This window comes from uncultured Roseobacter sp. (assembly GCF_947488185.1).
Classification (GTDB): Bacteria; Pseudomonadota; Alphaproteobacteria; order Rhodobacterales; family Rhodobacteraceae; genus Roseobacter.
On record NZ_CANKYM010000001.1, the window covers coordinates 1,172,501 to 1,190,095 of the forward strand.

Consider the following 17,595-nt stretch of genomic DNA (forward strand, 5'->3'; position numbering starts at 1 on the left):
CATAATTCCATGTGTCCTTATTCCCTTCGGGGATATTGGACACGCGGAGTTTTCTGTGAAGCCGGCGCGTGAGCGATCCGGTGGAGAGATCACTAGTGAGAATGATGACATGAGTAGCGACAAACAGTGTGAGAGACACTGTCGCCGAAAGTCCAAGGGTTCCTGCTTAAAGCTAATCTGAGCAGGGTAAGCCGACCCCTAAGGCGAGGCCGAAAGGCGTAGTCGATGGGAACCAGGTTAATATTCCTGGGCCAGATGGAAGTGACGGATCTCGAGGGTAGTTCATCCTTATTGGATTGAATGGGCTGCTTAGAGGTTCCTGGAAATAGCTCCATCGCTAGATCGTACCCTAAACCGACACAGGTGGACTGGTAGAGAATACCAAGGCGCTTGAGAGAACTATGTTGAAGGAACTCGGCAAAATACCTCCGTAAGTTCGCGAGAAGGAGGCCCAGTTTCTACGCAAGTATTGGCTGGGGGCACAAACCAGGGGGTGGCGACTGTTTATTAAAAACACAGGGCTCTGCGAAGTCGCAAGACGACGTATAGGGTCTGACGCCTGCCCGGTGCCTGAAGGTTAAAAGGAGAGGTGAGAGCCTTGAATTGAAGCCCAGGTAAACGGCGGCCGTAACTATAACGGTCCTAAGGTAGCGAAATTCCTTGTCGGGTAAGTTCCGACCTGCACGAATGGCGTAACGACTTCCCCGCTGTCTCCAACATAGACTCAGCGAAATTGAATTACCTGTCAAGATGCAGGTTTCCCGCGGTTAGACGGAAAGACCCCGTGCACCTTTACTACAACTTCACACTGGCATTAGGCCGAACATGTGCAGGATAGGTGGTGGGCTTTGAAGCGTGAACGCCAGTTTGCGTGGAGCCACCCTTGAGATACCACCCTTGTTCTGCTTGATGTCTAACCGCGGTCCGTTATCCGGATCCGGGACCCTGTGTGGTGGGTAGTTTGACTGGGGCGGTCGCCTCCTAAAGCGTAACGGAGGCGCGCGAAGGTTGGCTCAGAGCGGTCGGAAATCGCTCGTTGAGTGCAATGGCAGAAGCCAGCCTGACTGCGAGACTGACAAGTCGAGCAGAGTCGAAAGACGGCCATAGTGATCCGGTGGTCCCGAGTGGAAGGGCCATCGCTCAACGGATAAAAGGTACGCCGGGGATAACAGGCTGATACTGCCCAAGAGTCCATATCGACGGCAGTGTTTGGCACCTCGATGTCGGCTCATCTCATCCTGGGGCTGGAGCAGGTCCCAAGGGTACGGCTGTTCGCCGTTTAAAGAGGTACGTGAGCTGGGTTTAGAACGTCGTGAGACAGTTCGGTCCCTATCTTCCGTGGGTGTAGGATACTTGAGAGGAGTTGCCCCTAGTACGAGAGGACCGGGGTGAACGATCCACTGGTGGACCTGTTGTTGCGCCAGCAGCAGTGCAGGGTAGCTATGATCGGAAAGGATAACCGCTGAAGGCATCTAAGCGGGAAGCCCCCCTCAAAACAAGGTATCCCTGAGGGCCGAGGTAGACCACCTCGTCGATAGGCCAGAGATGTAAGCACAGCAATGTGTTCAGTTGACTGGTACTAATTGCCCGATAGGCTTGATTTGATCCAGTAGAAGAGAGATTTTCTAGGATAATCAAAAGCATACACAGCACATTAGAGTGCTGACTTGGACGACAGAGGTTTTTCATGGTTTGGTGGTCATAGCACGAGCAAAACACCTGGTCCCATCCCGAACCCAGCCGTTAAGTGCCGTAGCGCTGATGGTACTGCGTCTTAAGACGTGGGAGAGTAAGTCACCGCCAAACCTAGTAAAACCTCTGTTTCCGTATCTCTCTTTCGATGATCTCCCAAAAGCTTAAGTCCATTTCTGAAGACGGCTCATGTCGTGCCTCTGATAATATCCTGTGGCGCAATTCTCTTGTTAGAGAGCCTGTTTCACGAACACAGAGTGCCACCAGACTTTAGCAATATATGACCTAGCTGGAATTGTTCGGCATCACACTTGCAGGACAAATGGTCGTCTACTTATGATGTTTGGACCGCCAAAATAATCGGTCCTGCAGATATCCACTTGGGTGGTTTGGTCAGTACCCCCGCGCCGGGTTCACGATGTTGACCAAGTCTTCGCCTGCTTTCCAACCTGCAAGGTTATCCAGGAACAGGTTGAAAGAAGCCTTTTCCCAGCCAGCGTAAACAGACGAGCAGTGGGGAGAGATGATCACATTGCCGAGCGTCCATAGCTCGTTATCAGCAGGCAGCGGTTCCACCTCGAACACGTCCAATGCCGCTCCGGCGATCTGCCCTGCTTTTAGTGCGTCCAGAAGCGCGCTTTGATCGACGACCCCACCGCGAGAAACGTCGGCAATAACCACACCAGATTTGAGCGCAGCAACTTCATGCCTCCCAATGAGGCCGCGTGTTTCCGGTGTCAGAGGTGTCGCGATTGCAACAAAGTCTGCGCGCGGCAAAAGGGTCGCCAAGTCATCCGCCGGGTGAACTTCGTCGACATTTTCCATCATTGTGGGGTTGGCTCGGGTTCCAAGAACGTACATGCCAAACGCTTTGGCTCGTTTTGCAATCGCCCTGCCGGTGTGACCCAAACCAGCAATGAGTAGTGTCTTGCCCGAAAGTGGCGCAACTTTGCGGGCGTTCCATGCTTTTGCAGCCTTGTCCCTTTGCAGGCCCATCACGTTCAGGGTGAAATGCAGAAACCCGCCAAACACATATTCGGCCATCATATTGGCGGCTACACCTGCAGAATTGGTGACAGTGGTCCGGGCCATGTCCCATTGCCCAAGATGATCAGTTCCAGAACCGCCAACAGCGATCCATGCTGGCCCTTGTGGTCCAAAGAGTGCTGCGCGCGGAAAGCCGGGCGTGTCTGCGAACCGAACGGAATACAGGACATGCGGGCGGTAGTCATCGATCAACGAAGGCAGGGCGTCATAACTGTTGCACACACGAAAATCAGCGTCTGGAAAGCGATCAAGCAGTTGCTGTTCCATATCGGCGGTGCTGTCGTTGTGCAAAATGATACGCGGGGTGTCAGACATATTGTCCCTCCTCGGGCGCGAGAACGATTTTTGCCAACGCGTCGAATTTCACGTCCGGTGACAGCAGTTTATCCCGCATCGCCCAAAGTGCTTCAGTGCGTTCGGGCCCGAGTCTTGCGGTGATGATCTCGAACTTCCGCTGGATCTCGTGCAGCTCCATCGGGTCTTCGGGCCCACCGCGTGCCTGCACATCGCCCGAGGCAAGCCGGCGTCCGTCCGTCAGCGTCACCGTGACGTCCGACCAACGCGCCGCGGGAAAGCGCACCGAATGCCGCGCTTCTTCCCGTACGGAGATGCGCGGCAGGATGTCGGCAATGTTTCGGTCTCCCAGCCCGGTTCCAGCAATGTGTTCGGGACCGATTGCGCCATGTGCCAGCATAACGGACAAAGCAAAGGCCAACGAATACTGCGCCTGAGATGTGGTAGATGGCAGCCCCGCATACAGCGCTGCAGCCTCCTCAAAGGTATTGACCTCAATGGATGCGACCGTCTGCGCCGTAAACCCATGTTCCCCCATCAATGCAGACAATCCATCAAGTGCCGCATGGGCCCAACGGCAGACCGGATAGGGTTTGATATAGTTCTCTTCTACGGTCCAGACCGCGCCCAGATCTGCCCAGTGCGCCGATGCGTCTTCGCCTTCAACAGTGATTGCAGGTGCGCCGGTGAACCCGTTCATTGCCATCAACGTTGCCATGGCCCCGACCAATGCCCCCATGCCAGAGCCGTCATGCAGCATGGTCGGGTTCGCAATTTCGCGCATCATCTGACTGCGAGGTCCATGGTATTCTGCTATTCCCAAGGCGTGGCGCAGTTGCCCGGCGTTCGCGCAGCGCAGGCGGCATCCCAACGCAGCCACACCCAATGCGTTCCATGCACCGGATGTGTGGTAATCAGACACTGAACTGTGCAAGGCAAAGGCTGCGCGGGCGGCAACTTCATAGGACATAACCAAAGCCGTGAGCGCATCTCGACCTGTCAAGTCAGGACGGCTTTCGGCAAAGGCAAACAGCGCAGGCACGACGGCGCAGCCGATATGACCCTTGGTTGCGTTCAGCCCGTCATGGCCATCCAGGTTATCAATTTGGGTCGCGGTCGCAAAGGCGGCACCCGGAATGGACGCTTGCCGCCCATCGAACATCATATGCGCTGCATGTGCCGGCGATCCGGCCCCGTGAAAGGCAAAGGCATGATCGCGCGCGATGCGCCCTGCTTCCATATGTGCAGCACCGGCGGCGACGCCGACAGTGTCGATCAGCAGCGTCGCCGCCATGTCCAGCGCGCTGTCCGGCATGTCGCTATCCGCAAGGGCGAAATTTGCGATCTTGTCAAAAGTCATCGCCGGCCTCCCGCAAGCAATTGGCCGAAGCCCGGCAAGGTGTCGGGCAGTCCGGCAAGGTGCATCGCCTGAAACACCATCGCCTGATTTGAGGTGATCACCGGCTTGCCCAGTTTGGCCTCGATCCTAGCTATGCATTCGACGCTGCGCATATCCGTGCACGACATCACAATGGCGTGCGCGTCGGGGTGATCAGCGGCAAGTCCCAGATCACAAACGGTTTGCGGATCCAGTTCACCCTGTCCGTAATTGTCGAGCACGGTGGCAACCTCTGACCGCTCCACGGTCTTGATACCAACCTGCGACAGAAAGGCGATGGCCAAATCGTTGATCGCGGCCACATAGGGTGAGGCGAAACCGATCCGTTTGATACCCAAGCTCTGCAAAGCATGCACCAAGGCACCCGCTGCTGTCACCGTTTCTGCGCCACTGTCCTGTTTGATCTGGTGCGCCAGATCGCGATCAAAGGAAGGACCATGGGTGAGCGTGGCTGAGGTGCAGCCGTAAAGGATCACGTCCGGCTTCACACCTTGCAAAAGGCGCAGCGGTTCGCCCAGATCAGAGGCCCCCAACCCATGCATCTGGTCCGCATCCGGAATTTCATCCTCATCGTACCCACCAAGGCGCGCAAAGTGCAGCGATACACCTTCGGGCCGCAATAGGGTCATGTCCGGCTCAAGGTTGGTATTTGTGAAGGGAACCAAGATCCCAAAACGGGCGCGCCCACGCGACTGTGTCATGTCATCTCCTCCTCGGCCCAACGCGTCAAAAGGGATGCCGCAAAATTCATGTCGTCCTCCGAGCCGATCGTGATCCTAAGGCAATCTGGCAGCCCGACGCCGCCCTGTGCGCGCAGGAACACGCCCTGCGCGCGCAGGCCTGCATCTACACTGGCTGCGGCGTCTGCGCTGGCAAAGCGGATCAGGGTAAAGTTGGTGAAGCTGTCCGCTACCTCAAGGCCAGCCCCGCGCAATTGTATGACCAGCCGGTCCCGCTGTTGGGACGTGGCCTGACAGGTCGCGCGCATGTAATCGTGATCCTTCAGTGCCGCACAGGCGGCGGCTTGGCCCGCAACGGATACAGTGTTCGGGTTCATCACCTTGCGCACGGCCCCGGCGATCTGTTCGGGGAACAGCCCCCATCCCACACGCATGCCCGCAAGCCCATAGGCTTTGGAAAAAGTCCGCAGCACCACGGTATCACCTCGCGCAACCAGATCGAACATCGGCTCGTTCAAATGGTCGGCAAACTCACCATACGCCTCATCAATCACCAACAGGATATCACCCCGCAGACCATCGCGCAGACGCAGCAGATCGTTGCGCGACACCCGTGTCCCCGTCGGGTTGCCCGGATTGGCGACAAACACGATGCGCGTGTCGGGTCGGACAGCGGCAAGCAGCGCGTCAACAGACACGCCGCCGTTGGTTTCCGGCGCGGTGTCAAAGCGTGCCCGCGCCAGCTGCGCCGCGGTCCGGAAAAACGGATAGGCATGTGTGGGCGCCAACACCGCGTTTTGCGGGTCTGCAAAAGCCAGTGTAAGGCCTGCAATCAATTCCATTGAGCCGTTGCCGCACAGTATTCCGCCTGCCGGAATACCGTGATGTTCGGCCAGGGCGGACCGCAGTGCGCCCCAATCAGGATCAGGATAAAGCTGCGCGTTTTCCATAGCCTGCGCCGCAGCTTTGATCACATGCGGGCTGGGCGGGCGCAGGCTTTCGTTTTGGGACAGCGAGATCAGGCGCGAGCCGGCAGGCGCGGCCAGGTCGGCCAGCGCGTAGGGCGACATCGCTTTGATATGAGAGACTGGCGCGATCATGGATCAACCCCATAGATGTCACGCGCGGCCTGGCTACTGATCAAACCGTCCTCGAGGTCACGTCGAACGGCAGCATCGCTGCGGTCCTGAGGCGGACCAAACCCACCGCCACCGGGTGTTTCAAAAACCAATGTCTTTCCCGCGTTGACCCGCACCTCTCCTTTGCCGGGCAGGTCGGCTCCGTCATGTCCGATCCGAATACGCCCCGCCGCACCCGCCATGCCGCCGTGGCGGCCGTTAGCGGGGTTAAGCACCCGTTCCACCGACAGAAACACCACGAAATCCTCATCGATCGCTGAGCGCAATTCGATGTGCTGCCCAAGCCCCCCGCGGTGGCTGCCGGGGCCACCGCTGTCTTGCTTCAGCTCGCGCCGTGTGAACAGAACCGGTGCGACAGCTTCTGTGGTTTCAATCTGAGAGCCCCAGACGCCTGACGGGAAGGCCGTCGCAGACAGCCCATCAAGACCTGGCCGCGCGCCCGTGCCGCCGCTAAAGACAAGCTCCAGCGCGAACTTCTCACCACCGTTCAAGGCGGTTTCAGCCACGTGGCGCAGCGGCAGGTCATACATGCACGACGCACCCTCTGCGGGTACCTTGTCCGGCACGGCCTGCGATAGGCAGCCATAGACAAGATCAGGCGTCATTTGCCCCAGCGTATGGCGCATCGCCACGGGTGCAGGCGCTTGCGCGTTGAGGATGCAATCGGTCGGGGCGGTGACCTGAAACGGCGCAAGCGAACCCGCATTGTTGGGAATGTCGGGTCCGATGATGCAGCGCAGCGCAAACACCGCATAGGCGGTGGCGTAATTGAGCGGGACGTTGATGCCTTTTCTCGACAGTCCGGATGTGCCGCTGAAATCAAGCAGCACATGGTCATCTGCAAGTGTAAGCGCGGCGTGCAGGTCGATTTCTTTTTCATACCCATCGACCTTCAGAACACTGTTCCATGTGCCTTTGGGCAGCTCAGCAAGGGCGTCGAGCGTACCCTGGTAGGATGTCTCAATGATGTAGTCGGCCAGCGCGTCCAGATCGTTTAGACCGAATTCGTCCATCATCCCGGCAAGCCGCGCAGCTCCCGTTTCACAGCATGCGATCAGCGCGTAAATGTCGCCCTCATTTGCAATTGGCTCGCGGGAGTTGGCCTTGATGATCTCCATCAACAGCGCATTCAGTGCACCCTGATCCATCAATTTGCAGGGTGGTATCAACAAGCCTTCGTCGTAAATGTCCGCCCCCTCGGGCCCCATGCCCAGCCCCCCCAAATCGACAAGATGCGAGGTGCAGGACGTAAAGCCGACAACCGCTCCGTTGTGGAAAACTGGCATCATCAACAGGAAATCGTTCAGATGTCCTGAGGCAATCCAAGGGTCATTGGTCAGAAAGATGTCGCCCGGCTTCATATCCTTTACCTCAAACCGGTCGCGCAGGGTTTTGACGGCTTCGGCCATGGTGTTGATATGCCCTGGTGTGCCCGTGACGGCCTGTGCCAACATGCGCCCCTGCAGATCAAAAATGCCTGCGGATATGTCACCGCACTCCCGCACAATGGGACTGAACGCAGCGCGGATCAGGGCTTGGCCTTGCTCTTCAACAACGGCCAAAAGCCGGTTCCACATGACCTGCAGTCGGGTGTTTGGTTTACGCATCGCTATGCTCCGTTTCGCGATTGAGCCAGATGTTGCCGCCTCCATCCACACGCGCCGAAAAGTCGGCGCTGACAAATGTGGTGGTTTGCGGCTCGACGATCAAAGCAGGCCCTGCAAGGTGATCGCCTGAGCGGAGTGAGGCGCGGGAGTAGATATCCGCCTTCCGCCATTTGCCGGTGACGTCACAAAGAATGTTTCGGCGTCTCATGGGCGTTGCGGACTGCTCAGTTGAAGGCTCCGGAATGGGTCGCAAAGCAAGCGGCTCAGAAGACACCTCAACAGCCCAGTTGAGTATTTCGATTGTCATGCCCGGCACAGCTCGGCTGAACTGGCGGCTGTATTCCTTTTCAAACGCGCGGGTGAGAGCAGGGATATCCTTGGCATCCAGTTCATGATCTGGCAGCGGTATTTCAACTTCGTGACCTTGTCCTTGGTAGCGCATGAAACCCACGCGGCGCTCTGTTAGCGGCCCCTTTGGAACACCTGCCCGCACCACGCCTGTCGCTTCCGTCAACATATCGTCAAAAAAGGCGTTGATATCTGCAAGATTTAGCGCGTCGAGAGTGCTGTAGCGGGACCGGATGATTTCAAAAGACACCGGTGCAAACAAAAACCCCACGGCAGAGCCGACGCTCGGGTCTCGTGGTATAAGGATGCGGTCCACCTGAGCACGTCTGGCAACCCGGGTGGCATGCAACGGGCCGTTGCCGCCAAAGGCAATCATCAACCGAGTAGCCAAATCCTTGCCCGATTCAACTGCGTGCATCCGACCCGCTCCAGCCATATTCTCATCCACGATCTCACTGATGCCATGCGCTGCTTCGGCGCCGCTCAGGTCCATTGGTTCCCCGACATGCTGTACCAGCGCACGCTCGGCTGCGGCTGTGTCGATTTTCAGTTGCCCTTCGGCAAACAGATCAGGGTCGATGAGCCCTTGCATCACATCCGCGTCTGTCACCGTGGGGGAGGTGCCACCCTTGGCAAAGGCGGCAGGCCCGGGCTCAGCACCAGCACTTTCGGGCCCGATCAGCAACCGACCCAGCCGATCGACATGCGCGATTGAGCCGCCACCTGCGCCGATCTCGATCATCTCAATGACGGGGATGCGGACGGGCATGCCTGACCCTTTGATGAACCTCTCGGCGCGGGCAATCTCAAACTTGCGGGTGGTTTGAGGTCGAAACTGATCAATCAGGCACAGCTTGGCCGTCGTCCCGCCCATGTCAAAGCTCAACACGTCAGCTTCGGCGGTTTCTGCGGCGATGCGCGCCGCCAGAATGGCCCCGCCCGCCGGGCCGCCTTCAACCAAACGGATCGGCAAACGGGCGGCTGTTTCTATTGTCGTCATACCGCCGCCGGCGGTCATCATCAGGATCGGACAGGTCAACCCGTTCTCAGAAAACCGCGCTTGAAAATCCGCCAGATAGCGGGCCATCAACGGCTGTATGTAGGCGTTCGCGATGGTGGTCGAAAGCCGGTCAAATTCACGCGCTTCGGGGCTGACCTCGTGGGACAGCGAAATTACCAGATCCGGCAGGGCCCTTTGCAAAAGCGCCCGTAAGCGCAATTCGTGAGCGGGGTTTGCATAGGCGTGCATCAGACAGATGGCGACCGCCTTCGCACCGCTGGCCTCCAGGTCGTTTGCCAAAGCGGTAACTGCCGCCTCATCTAAGGCTTCGATCTGGTGCCCACTGGCTGTCATGCGACCCGCAATCGTGAAGGCACGCGCAGACGGGACCAGCAAGTCGGGTTTAACCAGATTGATATCGTATTGGCTAAACCGCCGCTCATAAGCGATCTCAAGGATGTCGCGAAACCCCGCTGTCGTGATCGTCGCCACAACTGCGCCACGTCTTTCAATCAACGCGTTGGTGGCCAAGGTCGTCCCGTGAATAAAGCCTTGAATCTTTGACCAGTTTGCCCCGGTATCGGCAAGCACCCGTTCCGTCCCCGCAAGCGCCCCAAGGGTCGGGTTTGGCGGGGTCGTCGGCGTCTTGGCCGTGGCAAGGATAGTACCCTGACCGTCCACCATAACTGTGTCGGTGAATGTCCCGCCAATATCGACGGCAAGGCGAAGCCCATTTGATGTAAGCATAAAGAGGGGACCATATCGGAAGGAAATCTGACGGCATCCGCGGACACGAAACGTGCCTGGTGAGGCCTCAAGGGGCCAAGGTCACGTCAGACAACGAGATCACAGCCAGTTGCGCGCCGCCCCAAAATGATCCTGATGCATTGTCCCAGCATGTGCTGCGTTCCATACATTTCCTTGAACGAAACCTGCACGCGGCAGAGCCTATGTGTCAAACACAAATGAGGAAAGCTAATTAGTTCGGTACTATCGTCGCCTTTTGAAACCTTTGAGACCTCAGGAACAAGATTGCCCACCATCTACAAGGCGTAGTCGGGAGATCAGCGCCACCGGCCCTTAGCCGACATTCATAAGGTTGAAAACATTGCCTCGTTACTCTCCCGACCTTATGTATCAAACGCACCAAGCCCATTGCGGAAAATCAACGATAGGTTAGCAATGTGAGAAGCCCTATTACCTATAGTGATTTTATGCATAACGCTGATGTTTACTTAGAGATTAAACTTGATCGACTATAGTGGCACGGGATTTGCCGAGGTTGGCGCCTCTTCTTAGAATGGTCATATTGGTACAAGATTCTGGCATTCAATTCTCGCCCTACAAAGGGAGATCATTTCACCTTCTTAGGACAAAGTATCAACTGGAACGCTTTTCGCCTAAGTTTGATCAGTTTTCTCGCGTCGCCCTGTTTGATCTTGCGAATGGGTTTAATTCTTGGCCAGCTCTAGTCTAGTTGCAGAGGGTGGTGGGCAAACTACGTTCTATCAAGGCGATGTAGGAGCCCGAAATGCTTAAGGACTCAAAACACGCAGCGCTTGTATTCTTTGCTGTGTCAATAGCAGGACCAACGCTTCTGATAGCTCGATTTCGCCGCGAGAATTTGAATTTGATGTACTTTTACCGAACGTCAACGCTCAAGTAGCTACTGAAAAGGACGAATGCCGTCCACGACTACGGACGGAATTCCAAGCACGCCTCACCGAAGTAATGGTTGAGTTGGGTTTCCGGATCCTGAGCCGGGCATTTGGACATGGACTGCAGGAATTGGTCGGCCTGCCTTGTACCGCGGAGCGGATGCAGGCCATACTGGAGAGCGCCGGGCTAAAGGTGTACGCAGGTCCCTCGCCGAACGATACTCAGAGTGTATCGCTTCTTGGCTACAGACTTGATAACTCTTGATTAAGTACCCTAACCGGTCGAGATTATGCGGCACAAGCTGAAGTGAACCTCCGAGACCGTGCTGTTGTTTTCTTTTCTGTAGGCCCCATGAAATAGTTGCCAAAGCGCTCAATCGCTTTGGCGTCGTATCCAATTGGTTGAGGTGTTTGTACGTGCCTATTGACCTGTTCGCCCGAAAAGTCCGGCGTTTTTGGTTAGCCTGTTCTCCAACCAGGAGACAGACGATGAAGAGAAGCCGTTTTAGCGCAGAACAGATTATTGGGATGTTAAATAGGCATCAGGCTGGGCTTGGTGCAAAGGAGTTGTGCCGCAAGCACGGTGTCAGCGATGCGACGTTTTGCAAATAGCGATCTAAATATGGCGGCACAGACGTGCCTGACGTCAAAAAGCCTAAGAGCCTTGAGGCGGAGAATGCCAAACTCAAGAAGTTGCTGGCTGAGCAGGTGATGGATGTGTCGACGCTCAAGGAAATGCTAGGAAAAAACTTTTGAGGCCCGGATCGCGACGCAATGAGCGACCTGGGCCATGACTGAGAAGCGATACAATAATATGCGCGCGTGTGCCGTGGCTGGGATTGGTCTGCGTGTCTATCGGCGTACATCCAAGCGACCGACGGATACCGAACTGCGCCGCAGGCTGAAGGCATTGTCGTCTGAGCCGCGGCGTTTTGGATATCGACGGCTGCATATTCTGCAGAAGCGCGAGGGCTGGCAAGTGAATTGGAAGACGCTGTACCGAATCTACTGAGAAGAAGGATTAACAGTCCATAAGCGGGGCGGTCGCAAGCGTGCAGTGGGCACCAGAAAGCCCATGGCGATCCCGCAGGGGCCGAACCAGCGATGGTCGCTGGACTTCGTGCCAGACAGCCTGTCATGTGGCCGCCGGTTCCGCATTCTGAATGTGATCGGTGACTTCAGCCGCGCGTGTCTTGCTGCTGTTGCCGATACGTGCCTGTCTGACGACCGTATGGCCCATGAACTGGACCGCATTGCCGAGATGCGCGGATACTTGTTCTATTTGAAGAGCAAGTAAAAAACCGCGAAAAATCACCTGAATTCGCTTGAACTCCCTACTTTGGGGACATAATACATGCGAACGGAAATTGTCGCGGGATGGAGCAGCCCGGTAGCTCGTCAGGCTCATAACCTGAAGGTCGTAGGTTCAAATCCTACTCCCGCAACCAATTTCAAATTGTGATTAACCAGCCCCTGTGGTTGGTTTTTTGCGTTTAAGGGAAACCGCAAGGATCCCAGCAAGATCGCCCCTCACATCGATCAGCATTTCGTTGTCCGTGGGCGTCAAGATGATCTTGTCGATCAAGGATCGCAGTATCTCGGTCGCCTCCAGTCTATTCGCCTCGGCTTCGTCCTGCAAATAGGTGTGGAGCTTCGTCACTTGAGCACGGTAGTACCCTGCAATCTCCGGATGTAGCAGCGGCGATGGTTCCACTGCTTCGGCCAAGGTGACCTCCAACTCCTTCTTCTGCTGTTCGATACCTACCATCATTTCATCGATGCGATCTGCAGCACCTCCCTTCAGAATGAGAACGGCCAATCTGTCCAGTTCGCGATTGATGCGTTTCACCTCGTCCTCAGCCGCTGCAATCGCGGCTCGACTGTCAATGCGGAGACGGTTCATCTCGCTGGTGAACTCGTCACAGAATTCCTTGAAGAAGGCTGGCTCCATCAGATGATGACGCTTAGCGCTCAAGACACGCTCATCAAGCCGGTCTCTACGAATGTTCTTTCGGTTGCTACCGGTCCCCTTGTTGAAGGCGGATGTGCAACCGACGAGGTCGGCGGAGATCATCGTGTAACGGCGGCACCTGTCACCGTTCTATCAGGTAAGCGCTATCTAAGGTCTGCTGCGCTCTTTCGACAATTTCGGTGTCAGGTAGCTCAGCCAATTCCCGTGCGGGTTGCGCACCATTGAACGCCATAATCACCGGCTTGCCTATGTATGGATAGAGGTTGAGCCACTGGTTAAACTGACCTTGTGGTAAGCCGTTTTCCGGTGTGACAATCCAAGTAACATCCGCATCCCAGAAGACGTCATCGTAGCGCAGGTAAACCTTGTCCAAGACTCCCATGCCCAAATTCGCGATGGATTGCTGCTTTTCTTCCGGAAGTGGTGGTGTGAAGGTTATCTTCCGTTCTTTCAGGACGCCCAAGGGAACCGTCACAATGACGGCGTCGAATGTATCAGCTTGCCCGCTTTCGTCTTGTAACTGGACCGCATCCTCTCGGAAATCGACGTTGGTCAAAGTGCGAGCGAACTGAATGTTCAGATCCGATGCAAACGCATCGAATAGCTGTGCATAGCCGCCTGGAAAGACAACATCTTCACCGCCGTAGTCGGTGTCTCGCCAATAGGCCAAAGTGTTGATCTCGTCGCTATCAGCACCAGCGCTGTGCTGGACGGAGAGGACGTTCTCAAGCCAGTGGGGAGCGTCTCTGTCTTGCATGGCGCGCCCATCAGCACCACGGATGATGTAACTATCAGTTGTTGCTTGGGTTATGATGCCTCGATCTTGCGCCAGTTGAGCCAATGGATTGCCGTTACTGCCATGTATCCAACTTGCGCCCAGGTCGAGTGGCGTCCCTAGATTGCTATCCGTCCAGATGCGCCCGCCGATCCGTTCCCGTGCCTCCCAGATCGTGACCTCATATCCTTGTTTCGACAAAGCATCCGCCGCCGCAAGACCGCTCATGCCGGCGCCGACGATTCCGATCCTGGTAGCGCTGGATTTGAAAACAGCTTCCGCAGCGATGAGTCCGGACTCGTATGCCGCGTGAACGGTGCTGTTGTATGATGGGTGCGTCGCTTCACCCGCAAAAAACACCCGGTTCCCAACCGGTCGCCCCATGGCCACATGATCTCTGCGCCATGATCCTTTGGCCAAATAGGAATATGAACCAAAGCTATAGGGATCGCGGCTCCAATTTGTGCGGATATAGCCGTTTGGGGTGCGCGTTCCCTGCGCTATGCTGGGCAGCGTTGTAAAGCCAGAGGCCAGAGCACCCATTGCTGCATTAATGAAATAGCGTCGATTCACGTGATAACCTCAGCTTTCGGTCTTTGGTTGCTCCTTTTGCGACCAACCGGGTGCGCGAAAGAGAACGGAGATGGCTTCGCTCACACTTTTGGAGCGACGAACATCTCGGAGAAGATCGGGCCATTCCGAGAACCACACCTTGATTGGGTTCTGGCTGTTGAAGTCGCGCTTCAGGCCATAGCGCGGGGTTTCTTCTTCAACCTGAAACGTCCCCCAAATCCGATCCCAAACAATCAGGATGCCACCGTAGTTCTTGTCGAGATACTTATCATCGCAACCGTGATGGACCCGGTGGTGCGAAGGGGTGTTCAGAACATTTTCAAGCGGCCCCAACTTACCGATCAGCTCGGTGTGCAGCCATGTCTGATAAGCCAGTACGGAGATCACCCCAAAGATGATTGCCTCCGGTGGAAAGCCTATGAACGCCAGCGGAACATGAGCGATGAGCGACCACACGCCCTCAAGCGGACCAAATCGGACACCCGTGATGATGTTCATGTCTCGGGACGAATGATGCACAGCGTGCTGTGTCCAAAGCAGGCGCACCTCATGCGCAATGCGATGTTCCCAATAATAGGTGATGTCCGCCAGCAGGACGATGATGAGCAAGCTCCACCAGGTCACCGGGATTGTCCAAGGAAGCCCCTGGGCAATAATCCAGTAGAGACCGTAGGCGCCGGTCAAGATGAAGGTTTCAACCAATAGGTACGGGATCTGGGTGGATGCACTCGTCAGCATTTCACCAAATGTCTTTGCCTTGAACTCGCCCTTAAACACCATCTCGGCAATCTCGATCAGAAGGATCGCGACACCGATGAGGAAGAACGCATCATCGATCTGAATCGTCAGGTTTTCCAGGTTCATTGGGTGCTTCCTTTCAATCCTTGCGACAGCGTTCGCCAGGCCAACTCCGCTGCTTGTTTCGGTGTCGCTTCGCCTGATCGGACAAGGGACCAAGCCGCATAGGTGAGGTTTTCATAGGCTTGGACGATCCATGCTGTCGGCACATTCGGGTCGAAGGCGCCTTCCTTCTTTGCTTCATCGACATCACGCCGAAGCTCTTCGAGGCCCGCGTCATAAGCGGCGGCAATCTCAGGGTCGGCTTCCAGCCCTTCGTTGGCCAGAAACCATTGCCGGTTCGCCAGCGGTACAATTGCAACCAGAGAAAGGCGAAAGCCCTCTGCGTAGCTCGATGCGTCGGCTGTCGCCTCTTCGACGGCGTTGTCGAGTTCTGCCATCGCAATCTTGGCCAACGCGCGCATCAGTTCGGGTCTGCCAGGAAAGTGCCGATGCAGCGTCGCGCGACCTACACCAGCACGCTGTGCGACGTCGCTAAGCGAAGCCGCTTGGTTCTCTGAGAAAACCTCGAAGGCGGCTTCGATGATCGCGTCTCGAGTTGTCGGTCTAATTTGGTTCATGAGACATGGATGTCTCATGTGAGACATCTATGCAAGACCTTCCATGGATTTATCTGTTTATCGGAAGGAGAAAGGCAAAAAGAGAGGAACCAAAGCGGCAAACTATTTCGCTTGTCCAATGCAGGCTAAAGACGCAGTCAACGACAGCAAGGTGAATTGCAAACGCAGAATTTAAGTAGCGTCTTCAAGGTCCGCTTAGGGCCATTGGCGCGTATCAAACTTGTCCATCTGCCTTTGACGCGGGACACTGCGCGCGGCAGGTGCAACATACGCCCAAATTAGGCAAGATATAGCAAAGATGAACCTGCTTCAATTTCGCAAAGCAACCCTTACCGACGCGGCTATGCTCAGCAGCCTGATAAAACGAACTATTCGCACATCAAATTCCGAAGACTATGATCAACAGTCAATTAACGTGCTACGCGCTATTTTTGAACCTGAATAAGTGGTTGAGAGAATTCGAGATGAGCTCATATTCCTTTGCGTTTTAGGTGCCAACCTTGTCGGTACTATTGGACTGAAACGTGAATATCTGCGCTCCCTGTTTGTAGATCCCAACTATCAGAAACAAGGCATCGGCAAGATGCTTGTTGAATGTATGGAAGAGGTAGCGCAAGAAAATGCACTTTCGGAAATCATGCTTCACTCCGCGCTTACCGTGCAGAATTTCTACACCGCTCTTGGTTATGATTACTCAGAAATCCAAATGCACGATGAAGGCCCCTTTGAACTGATGCGAAAACGATGAGCTAAAGGTCCGCTTCGCGGAAGCTGCACCGCAGTGCTGGATGGGACGGTCAATGGCTGGTTAGGGCCGCCAGTGGCAGCCGTCTTTGCGGCGAGGACCGGATGTTGCGCTGCCCCCAGGTCAGCAGTGATCCCAGAGTCACTGCTTTGGACTCTTGGCGAGAACGGTCGAAACGGTGCGCGTTTTTCGACTTTTCGTTATGGCAACCGCGCCAAGCACCAAAGCGCAGGCGATAGCCTGGGGCGCTGTGATCGCCTCGCCGAATGCAAGAAATCCAACCGCAAACATGGTGGGCAATTCCACGCTGCCGACAACAGCAGTCTGGGATGCACCAATCACGGGCGAGCAGACGGTGTAAATGAGTTGTGGGACAAGCGCTGTGACCAGGCCAATTCCGACGATTAACAGCCAATCAGTCCGATCCCTGGGGAGCAATTCGGCAACTTCAGAACTCAGAACAAGCGGCGCAAGACCAAGAACAGACCCCAAAGAAACCGAGGCGATTCTTGCGAGTGGGGCGATCTGGGACAGTTTATACACCAGTACGCAAATCCCGAAACCGAAACCGAACGGAGCTGCGAGTGACATCACCAAAAGCGGAATGTGCTCAATGGGGACAGAGGCTGGTGATCCCGCGATGAGTGCGGCCAGCACGATCAGGCCAGAGGCTATTGAGGCGCGCCGTGTCGGGGCATCGGCAAACAAGGCCCAGGCAATGACAAGGGTGAACACCGGATACGTCATGTAGAGCACACCGACGGTGGACGCAGGTAGCGTCTCTAACGCCGTTACATATCCTGTCCACCCAAGTCCCATAACTGCCCCGGCGGAAAGGCCCCACGCGATCTGTCGCCACGCTTTTCGGTTCGCAAGGAGGACAGGGCATAGCACAACTGCCGCGACAATGTAGCGATAGAATGCAACAGTATATGGCGCAACGCCCTGCTCAGTCAGTCCCCGGCTGAAGTAAGGAACCAACCCAAAACAGATTGATGCGAAAAGCACTCCTATAGTCGCGACGGTATGTGGAACAGCTGGCCGAGATTCAGTGCAAGTTGTCGTCATTACATAGGGCTAGCATGCGCCTGGGATAGTGTCTCGCGATACTTGTCGAATGGCACGTTCGTTCCGTGGTCCAGACCTCGACAAATGTCGAAACCGAATACTTGCAGCGAATGTCGTGTGTGGATGGCTCCTGCATAGCAAGTCCTTTTTGATCTGATTTGCGCGTTTGTCAGAAGCAGT

Annotated in this window: 12 protein-coding genes, 1 tRNA gene, 2 rRNA genes and 1 pseudogene (1 of these 16 running past the window's edge); 5 read left to right on the forward strand and 11 right to left on the reverse strand. The window is 55.8% G+C overall.

Features of this window, described 5'->3' with window-relative positions; all coding sequences use genetic code 11:
• Together Q1A52_RS05850 and rrf are read left to right on the forward strand one after the other, a co-directional pair.
• A 23S ribosomal RNA gene (locus Q1A52_RS05850) occupies positions 1–1,604 on the forward strand; it begins 1,770 nt to the left of the window's first position.
• An 87-nt stretch (positions 1,605–1,691) separates the two neighbouring features.
• Positions 1,692–1,806 (forward strand): 5S ribosomal RNA (gene rrf, locus Q1A52_RS05855).
• Between the two features lie 279 nt (positions 1,807–2,085).
• Here rrf and Q1A52_RS05860 read toward each other — a convergent pair.
• The 6 genes from Q1A52_RS05860 to Q1A52_RS05885 are packed head-to-tail and all read right to left on the reverse strand — an operon-like array spanning position 2,086 to position 9,953.
• Positions 2,086–3,054 (reverse strand): D-2-hydroxyacid dehydrogenase, encoded by a 969-nt coding sequence (locus Q1A52_RS05860; protein WP_300012070.1) that lies wholly within the window; start codon positions 3,052–3,054, stop codon positions 2,086–2,088.
• Positions 3,047–4,393 (reverse strand): MmgE/PrpD family protein, encoded by a 1,347-nt coding sequence (locus Q1A52_RS05865; RefSeq protein ID WP_300012073.1) that lies wholly within the window; start codon positions 4,391–4,393, stop codon positions 3,047–3,049. The genes Q1A52_RS05860 and Q1A52_RS05865 overlap by 8 nt, the downstream gene beginning before the upstream one ends.
• Positions 4,390–5,133, reverse strand: coding sequence for an Asp/Glu racemase (locus Q1A52_RS05870; RefSeq protein ID WP_300012076.1), 744 nt, complete (start codon positions 5,131–5,133; stop codon positions 4,390–4,392). The genes Q1A52_RS05865 and Q1A52_RS05870 overlap by 4 nt, the downstream gene beginning before the upstream one ends.
• Positions 5,130–6,212, reverse strand: coding sequence for a histidinol-phosphate transaminase (locus Q1A52_RS05875; RefSeq protein WP_300012079.1), 1,083 nt, complete (start codon positions 6,210–6,212; stop codon positions 5,130–5,132). Before Q1A52_RS05875 ends, Q1A52_RS05870 begins: the two co-directional genes overlap by 4 nt.
• Entirely contained in the window at positions 6,209–7,858 is a 1,650-nt protein-coding gene (locus tag Q1A52_RS05880; RefSeq protein ID WP_300012082.1) for a hydantoinase B/oxoprolinase family protein, read from the reverse strand. The genes Q1A52_RS05875 and Q1A52_RS05880 overlap by 4 nt, the downstream gene beginning before the upstream one ends.
• The gene (locus Q1A52_RS05885; protein ID WP_300012085.1) at positions 7,851–9,953 is read right to left on the reverse strand and encodes a hydantoinase/oxoprolinase family protein; all 2,103 of its coding nucleotides are present in this window, start codon (positions 9,951–9,953) and stop codon (positions 7,851–7,853) included. The genes Q1A52_RS05880 and Q1A52_RS05885 overlap by 8 nt, the downstream gene beginning before the upstream one ends.
• A 1,400-nt stretch (positions 9,954–11,353) precedes the next feature.
• Between Q1A52_RS05885 and Q1A52_RS05890 the strand changes: the two are divergent.
• Together Q1A52_RS05890 and Q1A52_RS05895 are read left to right on the forward strand one after the other, a co-directional pair.
• Positions 11,354–12,137, forward strand: a pseudogene (locus Q1A52_RS05890) (transposase); the annotation flags it as partial.
• Positions 12,138–12,235: 98 nt separating this feature from the next.
• Positions 12,236–12,312 (forward strand) — tRNA-Met (locus Q1A52_RS05895).
• A 14-nt stretch (positions 12,313–12,326) separates the two neighbouring features.
• On the opposite strand, the gene Q1A52_RS05900 is transcribed toward Q1A52_RS05895, so the two are convergent.
• Genes Q1A52_RS05900 through Q1A52_RS05915 form a run of 4 tightly spaced genes read right to left on the reverse strand, consistent with a single transcriptional unit; the run spans position 12,327 to position 15,602 of the window.
• On the reverse strand, positions 12,327–12,938 hold the full coding sequence (locus tag Q1A52_RS05900) for a hypothetical protein (protein WP_300012088.1): 612 nt from the start codon (positions 12,936–12,938) through the stop codon (positions 12,327–12,329).
• Between the two features lie 19 nt (positions 12,939–12,957).
• Positions 12,958–14,184: an FAD-dependent oxidoreductase gene (locus Q1A52_RS05905; protein ID WP_300012091.1), complete on the reverse strand. Its 1,227-nt coding sequence runs from the start codon at positions 14,182–14,184 to the stop codon at positions 12,958–12,960.
• Between the two features lie 9 nt (positions 14,185–14,193).
• Positions 14,194–15,048: a sterol desaturase family protein gene (locus Q1A52_RS05910; RefSeq protein ID WP_300012093.1), complete on the reverse strand. Its 855-nt coding sequence runs from the start codon at positions 15,046–15,048 to the stop codon at positions 14,194–14,196.
• The gene (locus tag Q1A52_RS05915) at positions 15,045–15,602 is read right to left on the reverse strand and encodes a TetR/AcrR family transcriptional regulator (RefSeq protein ID WP_300012096.1); all 558 of its coding nucleotides are present in this window, start codon (positions 15,600–15,602) and stop codon (positions 15,045–15,047) included. Before Q1A52_RS05915 ends, Q1A52_RS05910 begins: the two co-directional genes overlap by 4 nt.
• Positions 15,603–16,047: 445 nt before the next feature.
• On the opposite strand from Q1A52_RS05915, the gene Q1A52_RS05920 reads away from it, so the two are divergent.
• Entirely contained in the window at positions 16,048–16,350 is a 303-nt protein-coding gene (locus tag Q1A52_RS05920) for a GNAT family N-acetyltransferase (protein WP_300012099.1), read from the forward strand.
• Positions 16,351–16,488: 138 nt separating this feature from the next.
• On the opposite strand, the gene Q1A52_RS05925 is transcribed toward Q1A52_RS05920, so the two are convergent.
• The gene (locus tag Q1A52_RS05925) at positions 16,489–17,415 is read right to left on the reverse strand and encodes a DMT family transporter (protein WP_300012102.1); all 927 of its coding nucleotides are present in this window, start codon (positions 17,413–17,415) and stop codon (positions 16,489–16,491) included.
• Positions 17,416–17,595: the final 180 nt, after the last annotated feature.